Here is a 16,910-nt window from a genome sequence, read left to right as displayed (position 1 = left end):
CCGATGCGACGAGGAGCGGAAGCGTGAACCAGGGACTCATACCTGCCAAGTGGGCCGCGTTGTGCCCCGGTCAGCACGCCCTGTTCGACGTCCCCAACGACCGCCGGCTCACCTGGTGGGAGCTGGATTCGATGGTGCGGCGGTTGGCCAACGGTCTGGTCGACCTGGGGCTGAAGCCGGGTGATCGGGTCGCGGTGCTCTCGCGGAACTGCGCCGAGTACCAGGCGCTGTACTTCGCCGCGGGCCGGGCAGGACTGGTGCTGCAACCGCTGAACTGGCGGCTGGCGAGCCCGGAGCTGGTTGCCATCGTCGGGGACGCGCGTCCCAGCGCGGTCATCAGCTCGCCCGAGTGGGCGGGCGCGGTCGCCGAGCTGCAGCGGCACGTCGACATCCCGCACTGGCTGGAGTTCGGCGCCGACGGCGATGGCAGCCTGGAACGGCTGGTGGACGCCGCTTCGGACGACGAACCCGAGTGGTCGTCGCAGGTGGGCGAGGACGATCCGTTCTTCATCCTCTACACCGGGGGGACCACCGGGCAGTCCAAGGGCGCCTTGCACTCCCACCGCAGTGCCGCGGCCGGGATGCTCAACCAGACCGTCGCCGAGCGGATCGTGCCCACCGACGTGTACATGCTGACCGGGCAGATGTACCACATCCCGGTCGTGCTGGCGATGAACTACCTCAAGCACGGATGCCCGTTGGTGCTGGTGAACTTCGAACCGAAGCAGGCGCTCGAGGTCATCGAGGCCGAACGGGTGTCGGCGTTCCTGGGCATCACCACGATGCTGAACTGGATGATGGCCGTCGAGGGCTTCGACGGGTACGACCTGTCGAGCCTGCGCAACATCCAGTACGGCGGCGGTCCGATGCCGTCGAGCATCGTCCGCCAGTCACTGGACTCGTTCCCCTGCACCCTGATCCAGGGCTACGGGCAGACCGAGGGCTCGACGATGTGCTTCCTCTCCCAGGAGGACCACGTGAACGCCCTCGCGGGAGTTCGGCCGGAGCGCCTGCGGTCCTGCGGACGCGAGGGGTTCGGCACCTCGGTGCGCGTCGTCGACGACGAGGGACGCGACGTCGCGCAGGACGGGCGGACGCCCGGCGAGATCATCGTGCGGTCCGAGGCGAACATGCTCGGCTACTGGAACCGGCCCGAGCTCACCGCGCAGACGCTGCGCAACGGGTGGATGTGGACCGGGGACGTCGCCACCTGGGACGAGGACCGCTACGTGTTCATCGTCGACCGCGCGAAAGACATGATCATCTCCGGCGGCGAGAACATCTTCAGCGTCCAGGTCGAGGAGGCAGTCGCCCAGCACCCCGCGGTGCTCGAGTGCGCCGTCATCGGAGTGCCGGACGACGAGTGGGGCGAGTCGGTCAAGGCGGTCGTGGTGGCCAAGCCCGGTAGCGATGTCACCGAAGGGGACATCATCGAGCAGGCTCGCCGGCACCTGGCCGGTTACCAGAAGCCGCGTTCGGTGGACTTCGTCGACGAGTTGCCGAAGGCCCCGACCGGCAAGATCCTCAAGCGCGCGCTGCGGGAACCCTATTGGGCCGGGCGGGGGCGCCATGTCTGACCGGTCGACCGCGCTGTCGGCGGAGGACGTGCGCGGGCAGGTGGGGCGCCGCTTCCCGGGCGGGGAGTTCGTCATCGAGCCGTGGCGCGCGTGGCTGGTCGCGGATGTCGCGTTGGACGAGCCTGGCGGGATGGTGGCGCACCCCCTGTTCGTCTGGATGGCCGCCACCGGCGCGATGGGCGTGAGCTGGGACGAGCTGTTCGCGTGGTTCGGCTCGACGGCCGCGGACGGCCCCATGTTCGGCGAGCACGAGACCTCGATCCACCGGCCGCTGGTGGTCGGGGCGACCTATGAGGTCAGCGGCGGGATCACCTCCGCGGCCCGCAAGTCCGGCCGGACCGCCGGTGCGTTCGACCTCGTCGGGTACGAGCTCGAACTGCGCGACAAGGCCGACGGGGTGCACGTCGCGACCTGCTGGAACTCGATCGTCTTCCCGCGGAGGGGCTGATGGAGGTCGTCGTCGGTGCGCGGTTGCCCGAGTGGCGGGTGCCCGCGGTCAGCGCCGAGAAGATGAAGACCACGGCGGCCTTGCTGGCCGACCCCAATCCGATCCACTGGGACGTCGAGGTCGTCCGGGCCCTGGGAATGGGTGAGCGCCCGATCAACCAGGGCCCGCTGAACATGGCCTACGTGCTCAACATGCTGGCCGCCTGGAGCGGCGGGCACGACCGCTTGCGGCGATTCCGGGTGCGCCTTCGCGGCAACGTCTTCGCCGGGGACGAGCTCAGCGCAGGCGGTGTGGTCACCGGTGTGCGCGCAGAGGCAGGAACCACCCTGGCGGACTGCGACGTCTCGCTCGACGTGGTGGGCGGGGCAACGGTGCTCAGCGGAACCGCCACCGTCGCCGTCGGGCAGGCGAACGAGGAGATGACGTGACACGGCACGACGAGCTGGAGTTCCAGCTGACCTACGGCGACTGCGACACGGTGGGGATCGCGTTCTTCGCGATCTACTACCGGTGGATGGAGCGGGCCTACACCTCGTGGATGTCCTCGCACGGCCTGCGGAGCGGGGAGTTGTCCGATCAGCTGGGCATCATCACGGTGGGCGTCAGTTCCGGTGCGACCTACCTGCGGCCGGCGAAGGTGCTGGACCGGCTCGTCTGCCGGCTGGTCCTCGATCACATCGGTACCAGCTCGTACTCCGTGGGCTACGAGTTCACCAGGGACGGGGAGCTGATCACCCGGGGCCGCATGGCCTACGTGTGCCGAGGCCCGGACTGGTCCAAGACCCAGGTCCCCGACGCGCTGCGGCGAGTCCTGGAATCCCTTCCGAGCCCGCACTTCTCCGTCCCCTCAGGAGGCTGACGTGGTGCGAGAACGTCCGACGAGCGATCTCGCGGCGATGGTGCGCGCGCAGACCGCGGTCGACCACCCGGGGCCCGACGACGTCGAGGCGCACCTCGCGATGCTGCGGGACATGCGGGATCGGGAGGCCATCCGGGATCTCGCGGTGCTGTACACCCGCGCGGTCGACGACTACGACCTGGAAGTGCTCCTCGACATGTTCACCGCGGACGGTGTGTTCGAGCGGCGCGGCAAGGCGGCCGTCGGTCGCGACGCGCTCCGCAAGGCCTACACCGAGGCGATGCGGGCCAACCGGTCGATGGTGCACACCCCGGACTCCCACGTGGTCCAGCTGCTGCCCGGTCGGCGGGCGGTCGGGTGGGCGGCGGGCCACGCCGAGCTCGTGATGGAGTCCAGCACGGTGCTGGCCGCGTTCCGGTACGAGGACGAATACCGCTGCGCGGACGGCCGGTGGCTCTTCGCGCGTCGGTCGCTGACCTTCAAGTACGCCCTGCCCGCGGACCAGCTCGTCGACGGCCTCGGCCGGGCGGAGCGGATGCGGTGGCCCGGTGGTCGTGCCACCACTGCGGACTACCCGGAAAACCTGCCGACCTGGGCCGAGTTCCACGGCTGACGCGGCACTCCGAGCGGACCCCGAGACGCGGCACCGCGCTGAGCGCGGCGATCCTGAGAGGAGCATCTCGTGCAAGGACGGATGACAGGCAAGGTCGCTTTCATCACCGGCGCAGCGCGGGGGCAGGGGCGCAGCCACGCCGTGCGCCTGGCCTCGGAGGGTGCTGACATCATCGCCGTCGACATCTGCGAGGACATCCGCACGGTCACGCCCTTCTACTCGCTGGCCACGGAAGACGACTTCGCCGAAACGGCCAAGGAGGTCAAGGCGCTCGGCCGCCGGGTGGTCGCGACCAAGGCCGACGTTCGAGACCTCGGCGCGCTCCAGAAGGCCTTCGACCACGGCGTCGCCGAGCTCGGGCCGGTGCACACCGTCGTGGCCAACGCCGGGATCGCGACGGCGTTCCGCAAGACCTGGGAGCTGACCGCCGAGGAATGGCGGGACATGATCGACGTCAACCTGACCGGTGTCCACCACACGGCGACCGCGGCGATCCCGAGCATGATCGAAGCGGGAAACGGCGGATCGATCGTGTTCACCAGCTCCATCGGTGGGTTCAAGGGAGTCCAGAACGTGGGGCACTACGTGGCGGCCAAGCACGGCATCGTGGGGCTGATGCGCACGCTCGCCAACGAGCTGGCGCCGCACCACATCCGCGTGAACACCGTGCACCCGACCAACGTCAACACGACGATGATCCAGAACCCGGGCGTCTATGGGCTTTTCGCATCGGAGGACCCCGAACCGAGCCAGCAGAAGGCGATTCCCGGGTTCACGGCGATGAACTCCATGCCCGTGCCGTGGGTGGAGCCGGAGGACATCAGCAACGCCGTGCTGTACCTGGCTTCCGACGAGGCGCGCTACGTCACCGGCGCGACGCTTCCCGTGGACGCGGGGGCCTACGTCAAGTGAGGGCGCGGCATGGTTCACCGCCCACGGCGGGAGATGATCGGGGAGTCCGGCACATGAGCGACCAGCACGCAGGTTCCTACGACGTGGTCGTGCTCGGCACCGGGGCTGCGGGATTGGTCGCCGCCCTGGTGGCGGCGCAGTCCGGTGCTCGCGTGGGGCTGTTCGAGAAGGGCGACCTCGTGGGCGGCACGACCGCGTTGTCCAGCGGCGTGGCGTGGATCCCGGCGAATCCGCGCGCGGCGGAGGCCGGTGTCGAGGACTCGGAGGAGCAGGGACTCGGATACCTGGATTCCCTGTCGCACGGCAAGATCCTTCCTGAGCTCGCCGAAGCGTTCGTGCGGACCGGGCCGGAACTGGTGGAGTGGCTGGACTCGTCGACCCCGCTGAAGCTGCGCCTCGTACCCGGGTTCCCGGACTACCACCCGGAGAACCCGGGCGGGAAGCCGGGAGGGGGCCGGTCGCTGGAGCCCGAGCTGTTCTCCTTCGACCGCCTTCCTGGCTGGGACGTTCGCCTCGTCGGCGTCACACGGCCGATGCTGGTGGCGGAGACGCCGATCGGCGGCGGCACCGGCGTGCTGGATCCGGAGGTGGCGCGGCAGCGGCAGGAGCGGAAGCTCGAAGGTCTTGGCCGCGCGATGGTCGGGGCGTTGCTCCGGGGGTGTCTCGACCACGGGGTCTCGCCGGTGGTCGGGGCGCGAGCGCGGGAGCTGGTGTTCGAGCGCGGGCGGGTCAGCGGGGTCCGGTTCGAGGGGCCGGTGGGCCTGGCGGAGGTGCGCGCTGGATCGGTGGTCATCGCCACCGGTGGCTTCGAATCCGATCCGGCGCTGGTGCGGGACTTCCTGCGCGGCCCGATGAGCATGCCGCCCGGGGTGCTGACCAACACCGGCGACGGTCTGCGCATGGCCATGCAGGCCGGCGCGATGTTGGGCAACATGAGCGAGGCGTGGTGGGTTCCGGTCGTCGAGTTGCCGGACAGGCATCCCGACGGGCGACCAGTGGTGAGCCTCGTGCTGCGCGAGCGCACGCTTCCCCGCTCGATCATGGTCAATTCCAGGGGCCTGCGCTTCACCAACGAGGCTGCGAACTACAACGCGCTCGGTGGTGCGTTCCACCAGTTCGACCCGACGCGTTTCGACTACGTCAACCAGCCGTGCTGGCTGGTGTTCGACCACGAGCACGTCCGCTGCTACGGCGGGTTCGGCGCGGCGCCGGGCGGCCCCGCACCGGACTGGATCGTGCGAGCGCCGAGCTTGACCGAACTGGCCGAGCGGGTCGGCATCGATGCGGAGGGTCTCGCGGGGACGGTTCGGCGCTGGAACCGCCTGGCCGCTTCGGGGAGGGACGTCGACTTCGGCCGGGGTGAGAGCGCGTACGACGGGTGGTGCGGCGACCGCGCCGCGTACCCGGGGCGTTCGGCGACGCTGGGCCCGCTGGACACCGCGCCCTATTACGCCGTGCCGATCGTGGCCAGCGCGCTGGGCACCAAGGGAGGTCCGCGCACCACTGTGGACGGTGAGGTTCTCGACGTGCGCGGTTCGGTGGTTCCTGGCCTGTTCGCGGCGGGCAACGCGATGGCCGGACCGACGGGGATGGTCTACGGCGGCGCGGGCGGGACGCTCGGGCCCGCGCTGGTGTTCGGTTATCGCGCGGGTCGGCGGGCCGCTGACGAGGCCGGTCGAGGACCGGTGGGCAGGCATGAATCCGGGGAGGGAACATGGGAAAGTTCGACGGCAAAGTCGCTGTGATCACCGGTGCGGCCAGGGGCCAGGGGCGTTCGCACGCGCTGGCCTTCGCTCGCGAGGGCGCTGACGTCGCCATCTGCGACATCGCGGCGCAACTGGACAGCGTGCCCTACCCGATGTCGACGCGAAGCGACTTGGACGAGACCGCGCGGCTGGTCACCGGCCTGGGCAGGCGTTGCCGGGCCGCGACCGTCGACGTGCGCGATCCCGAGCAGGTCACCACGTTCGTCGAGCAGGCGCGCGCAGACCTGGGCCGGATCGACTTCTGCCTGGCCAACGCGGGGATCTTCACGTTCTCCACGATCGCGGACATGGACGATCGGACGTGGTCGGAGATGGTGGGCACGAACCTCACCGGAGCCTTCCACACGTTGCGCGCCGTCCTGCCGGTGATGATCGAGCAGGGGGCCGGGTGCATCGTGGCCACCTCGTCGATGGCGGGCAAGATGGGCTACCCGAACGTCGGTCACTACTCCGCGACCAAGTGGGGGCTGATCGGCTTGGTCAAGTCGCTGGCCCAGGAGGTCGCGTCGCTGGGCATCACGGTCAACGCGGTCTGCCCCACCGGGGTCGACACCACGATGATCCAGAACGAGGCGGCGTACAAGCTGTTCATGCCCGATGCCGAGCACCCCACGCGAGAAGAGGTCGCCCCCTTGTTCCAGGGCGTCAACGCGATGCCGGTGCCGTGGGTCGAGTCGGCTGACGTGTCGGCCGCGATGGTCTTCCTGTGCTCGGACGAGGCGCGTTACATCACCGGCGAAACGATCGCGGTTGCCGCAGGCGCGAACGCCGCCAACGCGGGCTGAGCAGGTTCGGCCGGGATCGCCCGCGGAACCTGGACGACGAGATTCACCGATGATGATTGCTTTCAACTCTTTCGACGGAGGGTGCGGTTATGGGAGTGGGCCCGGGAGCACGTTCGGCGGAGCCGGTGATCGTCGTGGGCGCGGGCCTGTCGGGCTTGGCGACGGCGCTGGGGGCCGCCCTCCACGGACGGCAGGTGGTGATCTTCGAAGCAGCCGACCTCGTCGGCGGGGCGGCTGCCTACTCCGGCGGTCAGGTCTGGTGCGGGGCAAACCCCGTCGCCGAGCGGGAGGGCATCGAGGATTCGCTGGAACTCACCGAACGCTACGTGCGCGCGATCGCGCACGCTGCGCCCGAGGTCCTGGACGAGCGGGCGATGCTGCGCTGGATCACCACGGCGCCGGAGGCGATCCAGCACTGGGAGGACGTCGGGGCGATCCGCTGGAAGGTGATTCCCGAGCTCGCCGACTACCACGACGAAGCCGACGGAGCCCTGCCCGTGGGGCGGTACCTCACGAACGAACTGGTCGACGGCAGCGCGCTGGGCGAGTGGCGGCAGCACCTCCGGGTCAGCCCGTACTTCCCGGTGGGCACGACCTACGACGACATGCTGATCAAGGGCCGGCGGGCGGCGTACGTCGACGATTCCGGCGACGACGATGAGATCGCCACGCACGCCGGCGTTCCGGCGTTCGGGGTCGCCGACGGCGTGCGGAAGACGGGCCGGCACCGCGGCGACGACCCGCTGACCTTCGGCACCGGCGTCGTGGCGAGCTTCCTGGCGAGGTTGCTGGAGGAGCAGCACGTCGACATCCGCACCTCCCATCCGGTGACCGCACTGCTCCACGAGGGCGGCCGAGTGGCCGGGGTCCGCGCGGACGGCCCCGCCGGGCCGGTGGAGGTGCGCGGTCCAGTCGTGCTGGCGACCAGCACCTACGACTGGGATCCGGACCTGGTGCGCGAGATGGTGGGGATCGAGCCCGAGGACTTCGGCAGCGTCGCGCCGGAGAGCCTGCGCGGCGACGGCATCAAGCTCGCCCGGTCGGTCGGCGGAGCGGTCGCCAAGATCCCCGCGACGAGCGTGCCGATGCTGCCCGGCTGGCGCTCGCAGGTCGGGACCGGCTACGGGTACGGCCCCGAGTACGCGATGCCGCACTCGATGATCGTCGACGCGCGAGGTCAGCGGTTCTGCAACGACTCCTACTGGGTCGACATCGTCGCGAAGACGTTGGACCCCGACGACCGGCACCTGCCCTTCTTCCTGGTCTGGGACGACCAGCACCGGCAGAAGTACGGTCTGGCCGCGACCCCGCCGGGCGGCACGTACCCGGAGGGGTGGGTCACCTCGCGGCCGACGCTCCACGAGCTGGGGCAGGCGCTGGGCATCGACCCCGAGCAGTTCGAGTCGACCGTGGCGCGCTTCAACGAGAACGCGGCGCGCGGCGAGGACCCGGACTTCGGCAGGGGAACGGTCACCTACGTGAACCGCTTCGCCGGAGATCCCGGCAACAAGCCGAGCCCGGTGCTCGGCGAGCTGGTCAAGCCGCCGTTACACGGGCTGCGGCTGAAGTTCGTCGGGACCGGCATCGGATCGAGCGGAGTGCACATCGACGGGGACGGCCACGTCCTCGACGCCGGCGGCGAGGTGATCGACGGTCTCTTCGCCGTGGGTTCGTGCGCGGCGCTGACCACCACTGGTTCCGGCTACAACAGCGGATTCGCGCTCGGTCGCGGGGTCACCCTCGCCTACCTCGTGTCGAACGAACTCGGCGGCGCGCCGACGCCGTAGGCCGTGCGCGGTCGAGCAGCCGAAACGGGGCCGGGGAGGAACGAGATGACGGGACCGCGGGCGCGCGAGGGGGCGCGGACGATAGGCGAGTGGCTGGGCGAATCCGCCCAGCGCGCTCCCTCGGCTTCGGCTCTGGTGGCCGAGCAGCGGATCGCCTACCAGGAGCTCGACGAGATCAGCGGTCGTGTGGCGGGAGGTTTGGCCGCACTCGGGCTCCGCCGAGGCGATCGCGTGTGCGTGCTGATGCGCAGCAGCGTCGCGTGCCTGCAGGTGTGGTTCGGTCTCGCGAAATCCGGTCTCGTCGAGGTCCCGCTCAACGTCGCCAGCGGCTCCTACCTGCTGCGATACTTCCTCGAACACGCCGGCGCGAAGGCGATCGTCTGCGACGCGGAGTTCGAATCGCAGGTGCGGGAGTGCGCGACCGGAGTCGAGTCCCTGGTGCATCTGATCGTCCACCGCGAGGACGGGGACGAGCACCGCGGTGGGGACGGCGAGCCGGAGCCCACCGGCCTCGTCCGGCACCGATTGGCCGGACTCGCCGAGCACCCCCCGGGTGATCTGGGGCCGGTCGATCCCGCGGACACCGCGGTGATCCTCTACACCTCGGGCACGACCGGTCCGCCGAAAGGCGCGCTGCTCAGCCACCGGGCCAACGTCAACCTGGCTCGCCACACGGTCGACCTGCTCGGGTACACCGAGGAAGACCGGCTCTACAGCGTGTTCCCGTTGTTCCACAGCAACGCCCGGTACTGCAGCGTCATGGCCGCGATCGAAGCGGGAGCTGATCTCGTCCTGGACCGGACGTTCTCCGCGAGCCGGTTCTGGGACCGCTGCTGGGAGCACGGCGTGACGGCCTTCAACTACCAGGGCGCGATGATGAGCATCCTCCACAAGCAGCCGCCGCGCGCCGACGACGCCGACAACCCGGTGCGGCTCGGTTTCGGTGCGCCCTGCCCGCCGGAGATCTTCACCTCGTTCGAGCGCCGATTCGACGTGCGGCTCACGGAGATCTACGGCAGCACCGAGGTCTCCATCGTCACGGACATGCCGCCGCACCGGCGCAAGATCGGTACGGCGGGTTCGGCCTCGGCGAACTACGAGGTGGCGGTCGTCGACGAACGCGATGAACCGCTGCCGCCCGGTGCGGCCGGTGAGATCGTCGCGCGCCCGGTGAGACCGGGGTGGATGTTCGACGGCTACCACGCGATGCCGGAGGCGACCGCGCGGAGCTGGCGGAACCTGTGGTTCCACACCGGCGATCGCGGTCTGCTCGACGAGGACGGGTACTTGACCTTCCTGGACCGGATCAAGGACACCGTTCGGCGTCGCGGCGAGAACATCTCCTCGTGGGAGGTCGAGCGGGTCGTGTCCGACCACCCGGCGGTGGCCCAGGCCGCGGCGTACGGCGTCCCGTCGGAGGTCTCCGAGGAGGACGTGATGGTGGCGGTGGTGCTCGCGCCGGGGCGGTCCCTGACCCCGGCCGAGTTGATCGCGCACTGCTCGGGTTCGCTGACCTCCTTCGCGCTCCCGCGGTACGTGCGGGTGCTGCCGGAGCTGCCGATGACGCCGAGCCAGCGGGTCGAGAAGTACAAGCTGCAGGCCGAAGGCGTCACCGCGGACACCTGGGACCGGGAGGCGGATCTCGATGACTGCTGAGCTGACCCGCTTCACGCGATCCGAGCCGCACCCCGGTGTGCTGCAGCTGACCATGTCCCGGCCGGAGAAGCTCAACGCGATGGACCAGGCGTGGTTTCGCGAGCTCCGCGAGGTGATGGACGGGCTCGGGGAAGAAGGCGATGGGGGAGGAGCGGTGCGCGCCGTGATCATCACGGGCGCCGGCCGCGCGTTCTCCGCAGGTGGGGACATCGACATGTTCGCCGGGCTGGACGGTGATGTGCACCGGACCCGTCCGCACCTGCGGCGGGTGTACGAGGCGTTCCACGCGGTGGAGCGCTGCGCTGTCCCGGTCATCGCCGCGGTCAACGGGTTGGCTTACGGCGGCGGCACCGAACTGGCCCTGGCCTGCGACGTGGTGCTGGCGGGGCAGTCCGCCAGGTTCGCGTTCAAGGAACCCGCGGTCGGGCTCATGCCGGGCTTCGGCGTGGTGCGGGGGCCTGCGGTGATGGGTCGGCACTGGACGCGTTACCTGGCCCTCAGCGGCCGGGACATCGACGCCGAGCGGGCGGAGCGAGCGGGTGTTGTCCAGGAGGTGCACCCGGACGAGTCGTTGCTGTCCGAAGCGGTGTCGCTGGCCGCGGAGATCGCCTCCCGGCCGAGCCTGGCCGTGCGGTGCGCGAAGGCGTTCATCAACCGGGACACCGATGGGGGCTTCAACGAATCGGTGGAGGCCACCGCGCTGCTGTTCGGCACCGATGAGCACCGGGACGCGGTCAAGGCCTTCCGCGAGTCCAGGGCGAGCGGGGGTTGACGGCCGGATCCTCGGTGGACTCGGTCGGAGGGTTCCCCCACCGCCGCAAAACTAGTATAATAGTAAGCATAATTAATCCGGTGGCGCCCCACGTCGTCGGGCATTGGGCGCCCGCTGAGATCGCGGGAGCCGCCGACCTGGCGAAGCGTGACCCCACGACGCGGTGAGGAGCTTGCGTTGGAGTTCGGAATCTTGATGGGGGACCAGCCGGTCGGTTCCTCGCCAGCGGAACACCTCGATCTGATGCTGCGCAAGGTCGAGGCGGCTCAGCGCGCGGGGTTCACCTACCTGACCATCGGTCAGCACTTCCTCTACGACGGATATCGCTGGTTCCAGCCGATCCCGCTGCTCGCGCGGCTGGCGGCCGAGCTGGACGAGCACGTCAAGATCGGCACGACCGTCCTCGTCGGTCCCGTCCACCACCCGGTGATCCTGGCGGAGGAGCTGGCGACCCTCGACGTCGTCACCCGAGGTCGTCTCGTCGTCGGGCTCGGGACCGGTTACCTCCCCGCTGAGTACGAGGTCATGGGGGTGCCCTTCCAGCAGCGCTACCGGTTGCTGGAAGAGCTGATCGAGGTGATGTCGAAGCTGTGGTCCCAGGACCGCGTCACCCATCGCGGACGGTTCTGGACCATCGAAGACGCGCCGACGCACGTCCACCCGCTCCAGCAGCCGCGTCCACCCATCTGGCTCGGCGCGATGAAGGAGACGGGCGTGCGGCGCGCCGCCCGGCACGGCGATGTCTGGACGATCACTCCTCAGCAGACGGTGGACCAGGTCAAATCCCTGATCGAGCTCTACGCCGCGGAGCGGATGAGCCGGGGGCTGGAGCTGTTCCCGCTTCCGCTGCGACGGGAGCTCATGATCGGTTCGGACTTCGACGACGCCGTCACCCGGTTCGCCGCGGTGGCGCGGGACAAGTACGAGGCCTACGCCGGCCGCGGCATGACCTTGCTGGACGAGGGCGCGGTTCGGGACGAGTTCGCCTCCACGGTGCAGGACCACGTCATCCTCGGTGATCCCGAGCAGTGCCGCGCGCAGATCGCGCGCATCGCCGAGGAACTGCCCATCGGTCCGCTGCTCATCCGTCCGCACTGGCCGGGGATGGATGCCGAGCAGACGGCGGCCTACCTCGAGGAGGTGGGCCGGGAGATCGTCGCTCCGCTGCGCGACCTGCGGCCCCGCAGCTTCGCGGACTTCCTCGATTCGACGCCGGTGTGAGGGCTCGTGTTCGCGGGCGGATCGGGAAGGTCTCGGGATGCGAGATTCGCGAGGTGCTCGGCAATGGAACCAGAAATGCGTTCGTATTGGCGTGCGGCAACAGCTGGATCGAGACTCGCCGGAGATCGACTCGATTTCGCGGAAGTGTCACGACCGGCTTCCGAATCCGGGCGACGGTTCGGCCTTGGTGCAGACCTTTCCGGAGTCCAGGTGCCGGCCCACCTGGAACTTCATGGCGAGCGGATTCCTTTCTGCATTCAGATCCTTGGGGTCGAAAACCGGGTCACGGGAGTCATCGGTTGGGGTGAGAGCAAGCCCTTGACGCCGGTTTGCCGATAACTATTATCAGGGAAGTTTCCGAGGAGTGATGTTTGTGACCGAGCAACCTCGTTGTCCGATCGTGCATTTCGATCACCACTCTGCTGAGCACGCCGCCGATCACGTGGGTGCGTACCGCGAACTCCGCGAGGAGTGCCCGGTCGCCTGGACCGAAGCGCACGGCGGGTTCTGGGTGCTTTCGGACTACCCGAGCGTGTTCGAGGCCTCCCGCGACGACGACCTGTTCTCATCGGCCAGGTCCGAGCACGGCGGGGAGGGGCTCGCCATCATCATCCCGAAGGCTCCGACCGCCTTCCACATCCCGATCGAACTCGACCCGCCGAAGTTCCGGAGCTACCGCAAGGCGGTCAACGCCGTCACCTCACCGGCCGCGGTGCGTCAGCTCGCCGACGTGATCGACAAGTTCGTCACCGGGTTCATCGACGAGATCATCGAGGCCGGTGAGGCCGACCTCGCGTTCGTGGCCGGGGTTCCCGCCGCGGTGACCGTGGACTGGCTGGGCCTCGACGCCTCGGAGTACAAGCGCTACGTGGACGCGATGCACACGCTCGTCTCCGCACCGCCGGACTCGGCCGAGTACGCGCACGCGAGGGATGTCGCGGTCCCTTGGGTGGAGAAGACCGTCCGCGCCCACATCGCCGCCCGGCGGGAGCAGCCCACCGACGACGCCACGAGCGCCTTCCTCGCCTCCGAGGTCGACGGCAGGAAGATGACGGACGACGAGATCTACTCGATCCTCGAACTGCTCATCTCGGGTGGGGTCGGCACCACGGCCTCGCTGGTGACCCAAGCTCTGGTCTGGCTCTACGAGAACCCCGGCGAGCGGCAACGGCTCATCGACGACCCGAGCATGATCGATGTCGCGGTCGAGGAGTTCCTCCGGGTCTTCTCCCCGACGCAGGCGCTCGCTCGCACGGTCACCAGGGACGCGGAGTTCCAGGGGGTGCACCTGCGCGCGGGTGACCGCGCGCTGATGAGCTGGGCGTCGGCGAACCGCGACCCGCGGCAGTTCGACGATCCCGACCAGGTCGACATCACCCGGTGGCCGAACAAGCACATGGCGTTCGGTCTTGGCATCCACCGGTGCGCGGGATCGCACCTCGGGCGTGCGATGGCTCGCACCATGATCGGCCAGGTGCTGGAGCGGATGCCGGACTACGTGGTGGACATCGACGGCATCGTCCGGTATCCGGACCAAGGCACCAACGCGGGCTACCACTCCATCCCGTGCAGCTTCACGCCCGGGAAGCGCCGCCTGGCGTCCCCGCTGTTCCCCAACGCGTAGCCGCGACGCCTCGCACGTCGGCGGCAGGTGTCCGCGGCGTGGCTACTCCGCGGGCGAGGGGTGGTGTCGAGCGCCGACATACGCTTCAGCGCTCAGTGCACGCCGACTTCACAGCGCGGGGCCGAAATCCAGGAAACCGCACCGGTTTCCTGGGTTGATGACGCCTGCGCCTGCGTTGCCGATGCGTGGTCGCGGGATGGGTGGCCGCCACGAGCGCCGCTGGTCCGTGCTGGTCGGTGAACGGAAGCCTGCTCATCGACATCGACCAGCGGGATCCTCGCGGACCGGCTCGAGCACGCGCTGACGGAGCTGTCCCTTCAGGGCTGCGTGCTCGCTCGTCCTCCTTGGCAACGCGAAACAGCTGTCCGTGCGCCGTGCGCTCTGCCGGGAAGGCTTGACAGCGCTTATTGAGTATAACGATGATAAGGAAAACCGGTGGGCGTGAGGAGGCGTGGATGTCCGCGGGTCTTGAGCAACGACTGCGCCGGGTCGAAGACGAGCTGGAGCTGCACCGCCTCGTCGCCCGCTACGCGGTGGCGGTGGACGACCGGGACGCGGCGACGCTGTCCGAGCTCTACGCCAGCGACGCCGAGTTCGACGGCCGCGACCGTGTCGTGCGCGGCCGCAACGCGGTGGTGAATTACCTGTGCGAGCAGACCGCGTCCTACGGGCCGAGCATCCACGTCCCCCAATCGTTGCTGATCACGTGGGTCGACGACGACCACGCGAGCGGCCTCGCCACGGGCGCTGCGGAGCTGTCGCTGCGCGGTACGAGGCTGCTGTGCGCATTCCGCTACTACGACGACTACGTGCGCGAAGACGCGCGATGGCGGTTCCACCGCCGTGACATCCAGTTCATCTACGCGGCACCGACCGAGGAGCTGGCCGAGATCTACGCGGGAGAACTCCGCAAGCGCTGGCCGGGTGCGGACCCGGCGCCGGCGGACATCCCGGAGACACTCTCGACTTGGCGTGACTCCCAGGGTCTTTAGCGCATGACGAATCAGGAGGGCTCAATGGCGAGCGTGCAATCCGAGGCTCAACGCCGCAGAGGGCTGTGGGTGGTTGCCATCTGCTTCACCGCCGTGGTGTTCGACGGCTACGACCTCATCGTCTACGGCGCGACCCTGCCCAGCATCCTGGCCTACGAGGAATGGCACATGACTCCGGTGCTCGCCGGGGTGATCGGCAGCTACGCCTTGGCCGGAATGCTCGTGGGCACGCTCCTGTGCGGCCTGGTCACCGATCTGATAGGGCGTCGCCGCATGATGCTGGCCAGCATCGTGTGGTTCTCGCTGTTCATGGGCGCGTGCGCGGTCGCGCCGAACGCGCAGGTCTTCGGGCTCTTCCGGCTGCTCGCCGGGATCGGGCTCGGCGGCGTGCTGCCCACGGCGGTGGCGCTGACCGTCGAGTTCGCGCCGAAGGACCGCCGCAACTTCTTCAACGCCATGACCTGCTCCGGCTACTCCATCGGCGCGATCCTCGCTTCGCTGCTGGCGATCGCGCTGGTCCAGGACTACGGCTTCCGCGTCATGTACGCGATCGGCACGTTGCCGCTGGTGCTCCTGGTACCGCTGGCGTGGAAGGTCTTGCCGGAATCGGTGGAATACCTGGCGGCCAAGGGAAAGACGGCTGAGGCGCACAAGGTGGCCGAGCGGTTCGGGCTGCCGGTGTCCGAGTCGGCTACCGACCCGGACACCCGGACCACCGCCAAGGGCGTGCTTCGCCTGTTCCGCCCGCCCTACGTGGCGCTGCTGATGGTCTTCGCGGTCGCATGCCTGATCGGCCAGCTGCTCACCTACGGGCTGAACACGTGGCTTCCGCAGATCATGCGCACCGCGGGCTATCCGCTCGGGCCGGCGCTTCAGTTCCTGGTGGCGCTGTCGCTCGGTGCCATCGTGGGCGCGCTGGTGCTCTCGGCTCTGGCAGACCGGGTCGGTGGCCGGATCGTGCTGATCGGCGGCTTCGCCATCGCGGTGGTCTCGCTGCTGCTCATGAGCATGAATCCGCCGACCGCGGCGCTGTACCTCGCGGTCGCGCTGGCCGGTGTGGGGGCCAACGGCACGATGGTCGTGCTGAACGGTTACGCCGCCACCCAGTTCGCTGCGGATGTCCGCGCGTCCGCGCTCGGCGTGATGATGGGCATCGGCAAGCTGGGCGCGGTGCTCGGCCCGCTCGTCGGCGGCTGGGTGATGGCCGCCAACGTGGGCGTGGAGTGGAGCTTCTACGCGTTCCTCCTGCCTGCCGCCGTGGGCGTGGTGACCATGTTCTTCGACAGGGGCGCGCCGAGGACGTCGGAAGCGGTGCGCGAGCCGGTGGTCGAGAAGTGAGCCGGGTGGGCATCGACGATCTGGAGAACCTCCAGTCGGTCCGCGGCAGTTCCAGCGGCATCGACGAGCTGATCCAGGCGCAGACCGAAGCCGTGGTGAGCTTCACCAGCGACACCGGGTGGGCCAGCGGCGTCGTGATGAGCTACGTGCGCCACGACGGCGCGTTCTGGGTGACGGCCGTATCGGATCGAGCGCACGCCAAGGCGTTCCGACGCGACCCGAGGATCTCCCTGGTGATCTCGGCGACAGGAACTCCTCTTGCGGGACGCCGGATGGTCTCGGTGCGGTGCCTCGCGCATGCGCACGTCGACGAGGCGACTCGGCACTGGTTCTACCGCGCGCTCGGTGACCGGCTCTCGGTGGACGACCCGGACGCGTTCTTCTCGTTGCTCGACAGCGAGAACCGCGTCGTGTTCGAGTTGCGGCCGGTGCGCGTGGCGGTGAGTCACGACTCGCGAAAGCTGCCTGGTGACGGTCGCGGCGGGAGCGCTCCGTGATGGGCCTCGCGCTGGTCGTGCGGGGGTGGCGCCGCGCTGGGACGGCCGGCGCGGCGCCACCGG

Annotated in this window: 16 protein-coding genes; all 16 read left to right on the top strand. The window is 69.3% G+C overall.

The window, feature by feature from the left end:
- Positions 1 to 23 precede the first annotated feature (23 nt).
- The 16 genes from R4I43_RS03315 (at position 24) to R4I43_RS03240 (ending at position 16,847) form a co-directional block, all read left to right on the top strand.
- A complete protein-coding gene (locus tag R4I43_RS03315) occupies positions 24 to 1,577 on the top strand; it encodes an AMP-binding protein (RefSeq protein ID WP_324264000.1) in 1,554 nt (517 codons plus the stop codon).
- The gene (locus tag R4I43_RS03310; RefSeq protein WP_324263999.1) at positions 1,570 to 2,025 is read left to right on the top strand and encodes a hypothetical protein; all 456 of its coding nucleotides are present in this window, start codon (positions 1,570 to 1,572) and stop codon (positions 2,023 to 2,025) included. Before R4I43_RS03315 ends, R4I43_RS03310 begins: the two co-directional genes overlap by 8 nt.
- Positions 2,025 to 2,453, top strand: coding sequence for a MaoC family dehydratase (locus tag R4I43_RS03305; protein ID WP_324263998.1), 429 nt, complete (start codon positions 2,025 to 2,027; stop codon positions 2,451 to 2,453). The genes R4I43_RS03310 and R4I43_RS03305 overlap by 1 nt, the downstream gene beginning before the upstream one ends.
- A complete protein-coding gene (locus R4I43_RS03300; RefSeq protein WP_324263997.1) occupies positions 2,450 to 2,884 on the top strand; it encodes an acyl-CoA thioesterase in 435 nt (144 codons plus the stop codon). Before R4I43_RS03305 ends, R4I43_RS03300 begins: the two co-directional genes overlap by 4 nt.
- Position 2,885: 1 nt before the next feature.
- Positions 2,886 to 3,497 carry a nuclear transport factor 2 family protein gene (locus R4I43_RS03295; protein ID WP_324263996.1) on the top strand — a complete coding sequence of 204 codons (612 nt, stop codon included), beginning with the start codon at positions 2,886 to 2,888 and terminating at the stop codon, positions 3,495 to 3,497.
- Between the two features lie 69 nt (positions 3,498 to 3,566).
- On the top strand, positions 3,567 to 4,409 hold the full coding sequence (locus tag R4I43_RS03290) for a mycofactocin-coupled SDR family oxidoreductase (RefSeq protein ID WP_324263995.1): 843 nt from the start codon (positions 3,567 to 3,569) through the stop codon (positions 4,407 to 4,409).
- Positions 4,410 to 4,462: 53 nt separating this feature from the next.
- Positions 4,463 to 6,154, top strand: a complete 1,692-nt coding sequence (locus tag R4I43_RS03285) for an FAD-dependent oxidoreductase (RefSeq protein WP_324263994.1) — start codon at positions 4,463 to 4,465, stop codon at positions 6,152 to 6,154.
- Complete coding sequence (locus R4I43_RS03280; RefSeq protein WP_324263993.1) at positions 6,124 to 6,960, top strand: mycofactocin-coupled SDR family oxidoreductase; 837 nt, start codon at positions 6,124 to 6,126, stop codon at positions 6,958 to 6,960. Before R4I43_RS03285 ends, R4I43_RS03280 begins: the two co-directional genes overlap by 31 nt.
- Positions 6,961 to 7,049: 89 nt before the next feature.
- The gene (locus R4I43_RS03275; protein WP_324263992.1) at positions 7,050 to 8,747 is read left to right on the top strand and encodes an FAD-dependent oxidoreductase; all 1,698 of its coding nucleotides are present in this window, start codon (positions 7,050 to 7,052) and stop codon (positions 8,745 to 8,747) included.
- A 45-nt stretch (positions 8,748 to 8,792) separates the two neighbouring features.
- A complete protein-coding gene (locus tag R4I43_RS03270) occupies positions 8,793 to 10,403 on the top strand; it encodes an AMP-binding protein (RefSeq protein WP_324263991.1) in 1,611 nt (536 codons plus the stop codon).
- The gene (locus R4I43_RS03265) at positions 10,393 to 11,175 is read left to right on the top strand and encodes an enoyl-CoA hydratase/isomerase family protein (protein WP_324263990.1); all 783 of its coding nucleotides are present in this window, start codon (positions 10,393 to 10,395) and stop codon (positions 11,173 to 11,175) included. Before R4I43_RS03270 ends, R4I43_RS03265 begins: the two co-directional genes overlap by 11 nt.
- A 177-nt stretch (positions 11,176 to 11,352) precedes the next feature.
- Positions 11,353 to 12,396, top strand: coding sequence for an LLM class flavin-dependent oxidoreductase (locus R4I43_RS03260; protein ID WP_324263989.1), 1,044 nt, complete (start codon positions 11,353 to 11,355; stop codon positions 12,394 to 12,396).
- 400 nt (positions 12,397 to 12,796) lie between these two features.
- The gene (locus R4I43_RS03255) at positions 12,797 to 14,020 is read left to right on the top strand and encodes a cytochrome P450 (protein WP_324263988.1); all 1,224 of its coding nucleotides are present in this window, start codon (positions 12,797 to 12,799) and stop codon (positions 14,018 to 14,020) included.
- 455 nt (positions 14,021 to 14,475) lie between these two features.
- Positions 14,476 to 15,012 carry a nuclear transport factor 2 family protein gene (locus R4I43_RS03250; protein WP_324263987.1) on the top strand — a complete coding sequence of 179 codons (537 nt, stop codon included), beginning with the start codon at positions 14,476 to 14,478 and terminating at the stop codon, positions 15,010 to 15,012.
- A 24-nt stretch (positions 15,013 to 15,036) separates the two neighbouring features.
- Complete coding sequence (locus R4I43_RS03245; RefSeq protein ID WP_324263986.1) at positions 15,037 to 16,350, top strand: MFS transporter; 1,314 nt, start codon at positions 15,037 to 15,039, stop codon at positions 16,348 to 16,350.
- 5 nt (positions 16,351 to 16,355) lie between these two features.
- Entirely contained in the window at positions 16,356 to 16,847 is a 492-nt protein-coding gene (locus tag R4I43_RS03240) for a pyridoxamine 5'-phosphate oxidase family protein (protein WP_324263985.1), read from the top strand.
- Positions 16,848 to 16,910: the final 63 nt, after the last annotated feature.

Source organism: Saccharopolyspora mangrovi (genome assembly GCF_035320975.1).
In the GTDB taxonomy this organism is placed as follows: Bacteria; Actinomycetota; Actinomycetes; order Mycobacteriales; family Pseudonocardiaceae; genus Saccharopolyspora; species Saccharopolyspora mangrovi.
Note: the sequence above shows the minus strand (reverse complement) of the source record. Positions and strands in the feature narration are given on the sequence as shown.

Excerpts from the sequence above, each read along its gene's own strand:
- R4I43_RS03310 (WP_324263999.1), top strand. The coding sequence starts at position 1,570 with ATGTCTGACCGGTCGACCGCGCTGTCGGCGGAGGACGTGCGCGGGCAG.
- R4I43_RS03305 (WP_324263998.1), top strand. The coding sequence starts at position 2,025 with ATGGAGGTCGTCGTCGGTGCGCGGTTGCCCGAGTGGCGGGTGCCCGCG.
- R4I43_RS03285 (WP_324263994.1), top strand. The coding sequence starts at position 4,463 with ATGAGCGACCAGCACGCAGGTTCCTACGACGTGGTCGTGCTCGGCACC.
- R4I43_RS03280 (WP_324263993.1), top strand. The coding sequence starts at position 6,124 with ATGGGAAAGTTCGACGGCAAAGTCGCTGTGATCACCGGTGCGGCCAGG.
- R4I43_RS03275 (WP_324263992.1), top strand. The coding sequence starts at position 7,050 with ATGGGAGTGGGCCCGGGAGCACGTTCGGCGGAGCCGGTGATCGTCGTG.
- R4I43_RS03270 (WP_324263991.1), top strand. The coding sequence starts at position 8,793 with ATGACGGGACCGCGGGCGCGCGAGGGGGCGCGGACGATAGGCGAGTGG.
- R4I43_RS03265 (WP_324263990.1), top strand. The coding sequence starts at position 10,393 with ATGACTGCTGAGCTGACCCGCTTCACGCGATCCGAGCCGCACCCCGGT.
- R4I43_RS03250 (WP_324263987.1), top strand. The coding sequence starts at position 14,476 with ATGTCCGCGGGTCTTGAGCAACGACTGCGCCGGGTCGAAGACGAGCTG.
- R4I43_RS03245 (WP_324263986.1), top strand. The coding sequence starts at position 15,037 with ATGGCGAGCGTGCAATCCGAGGCTCAACGCCGCAGAGGGCTGTGGGTG.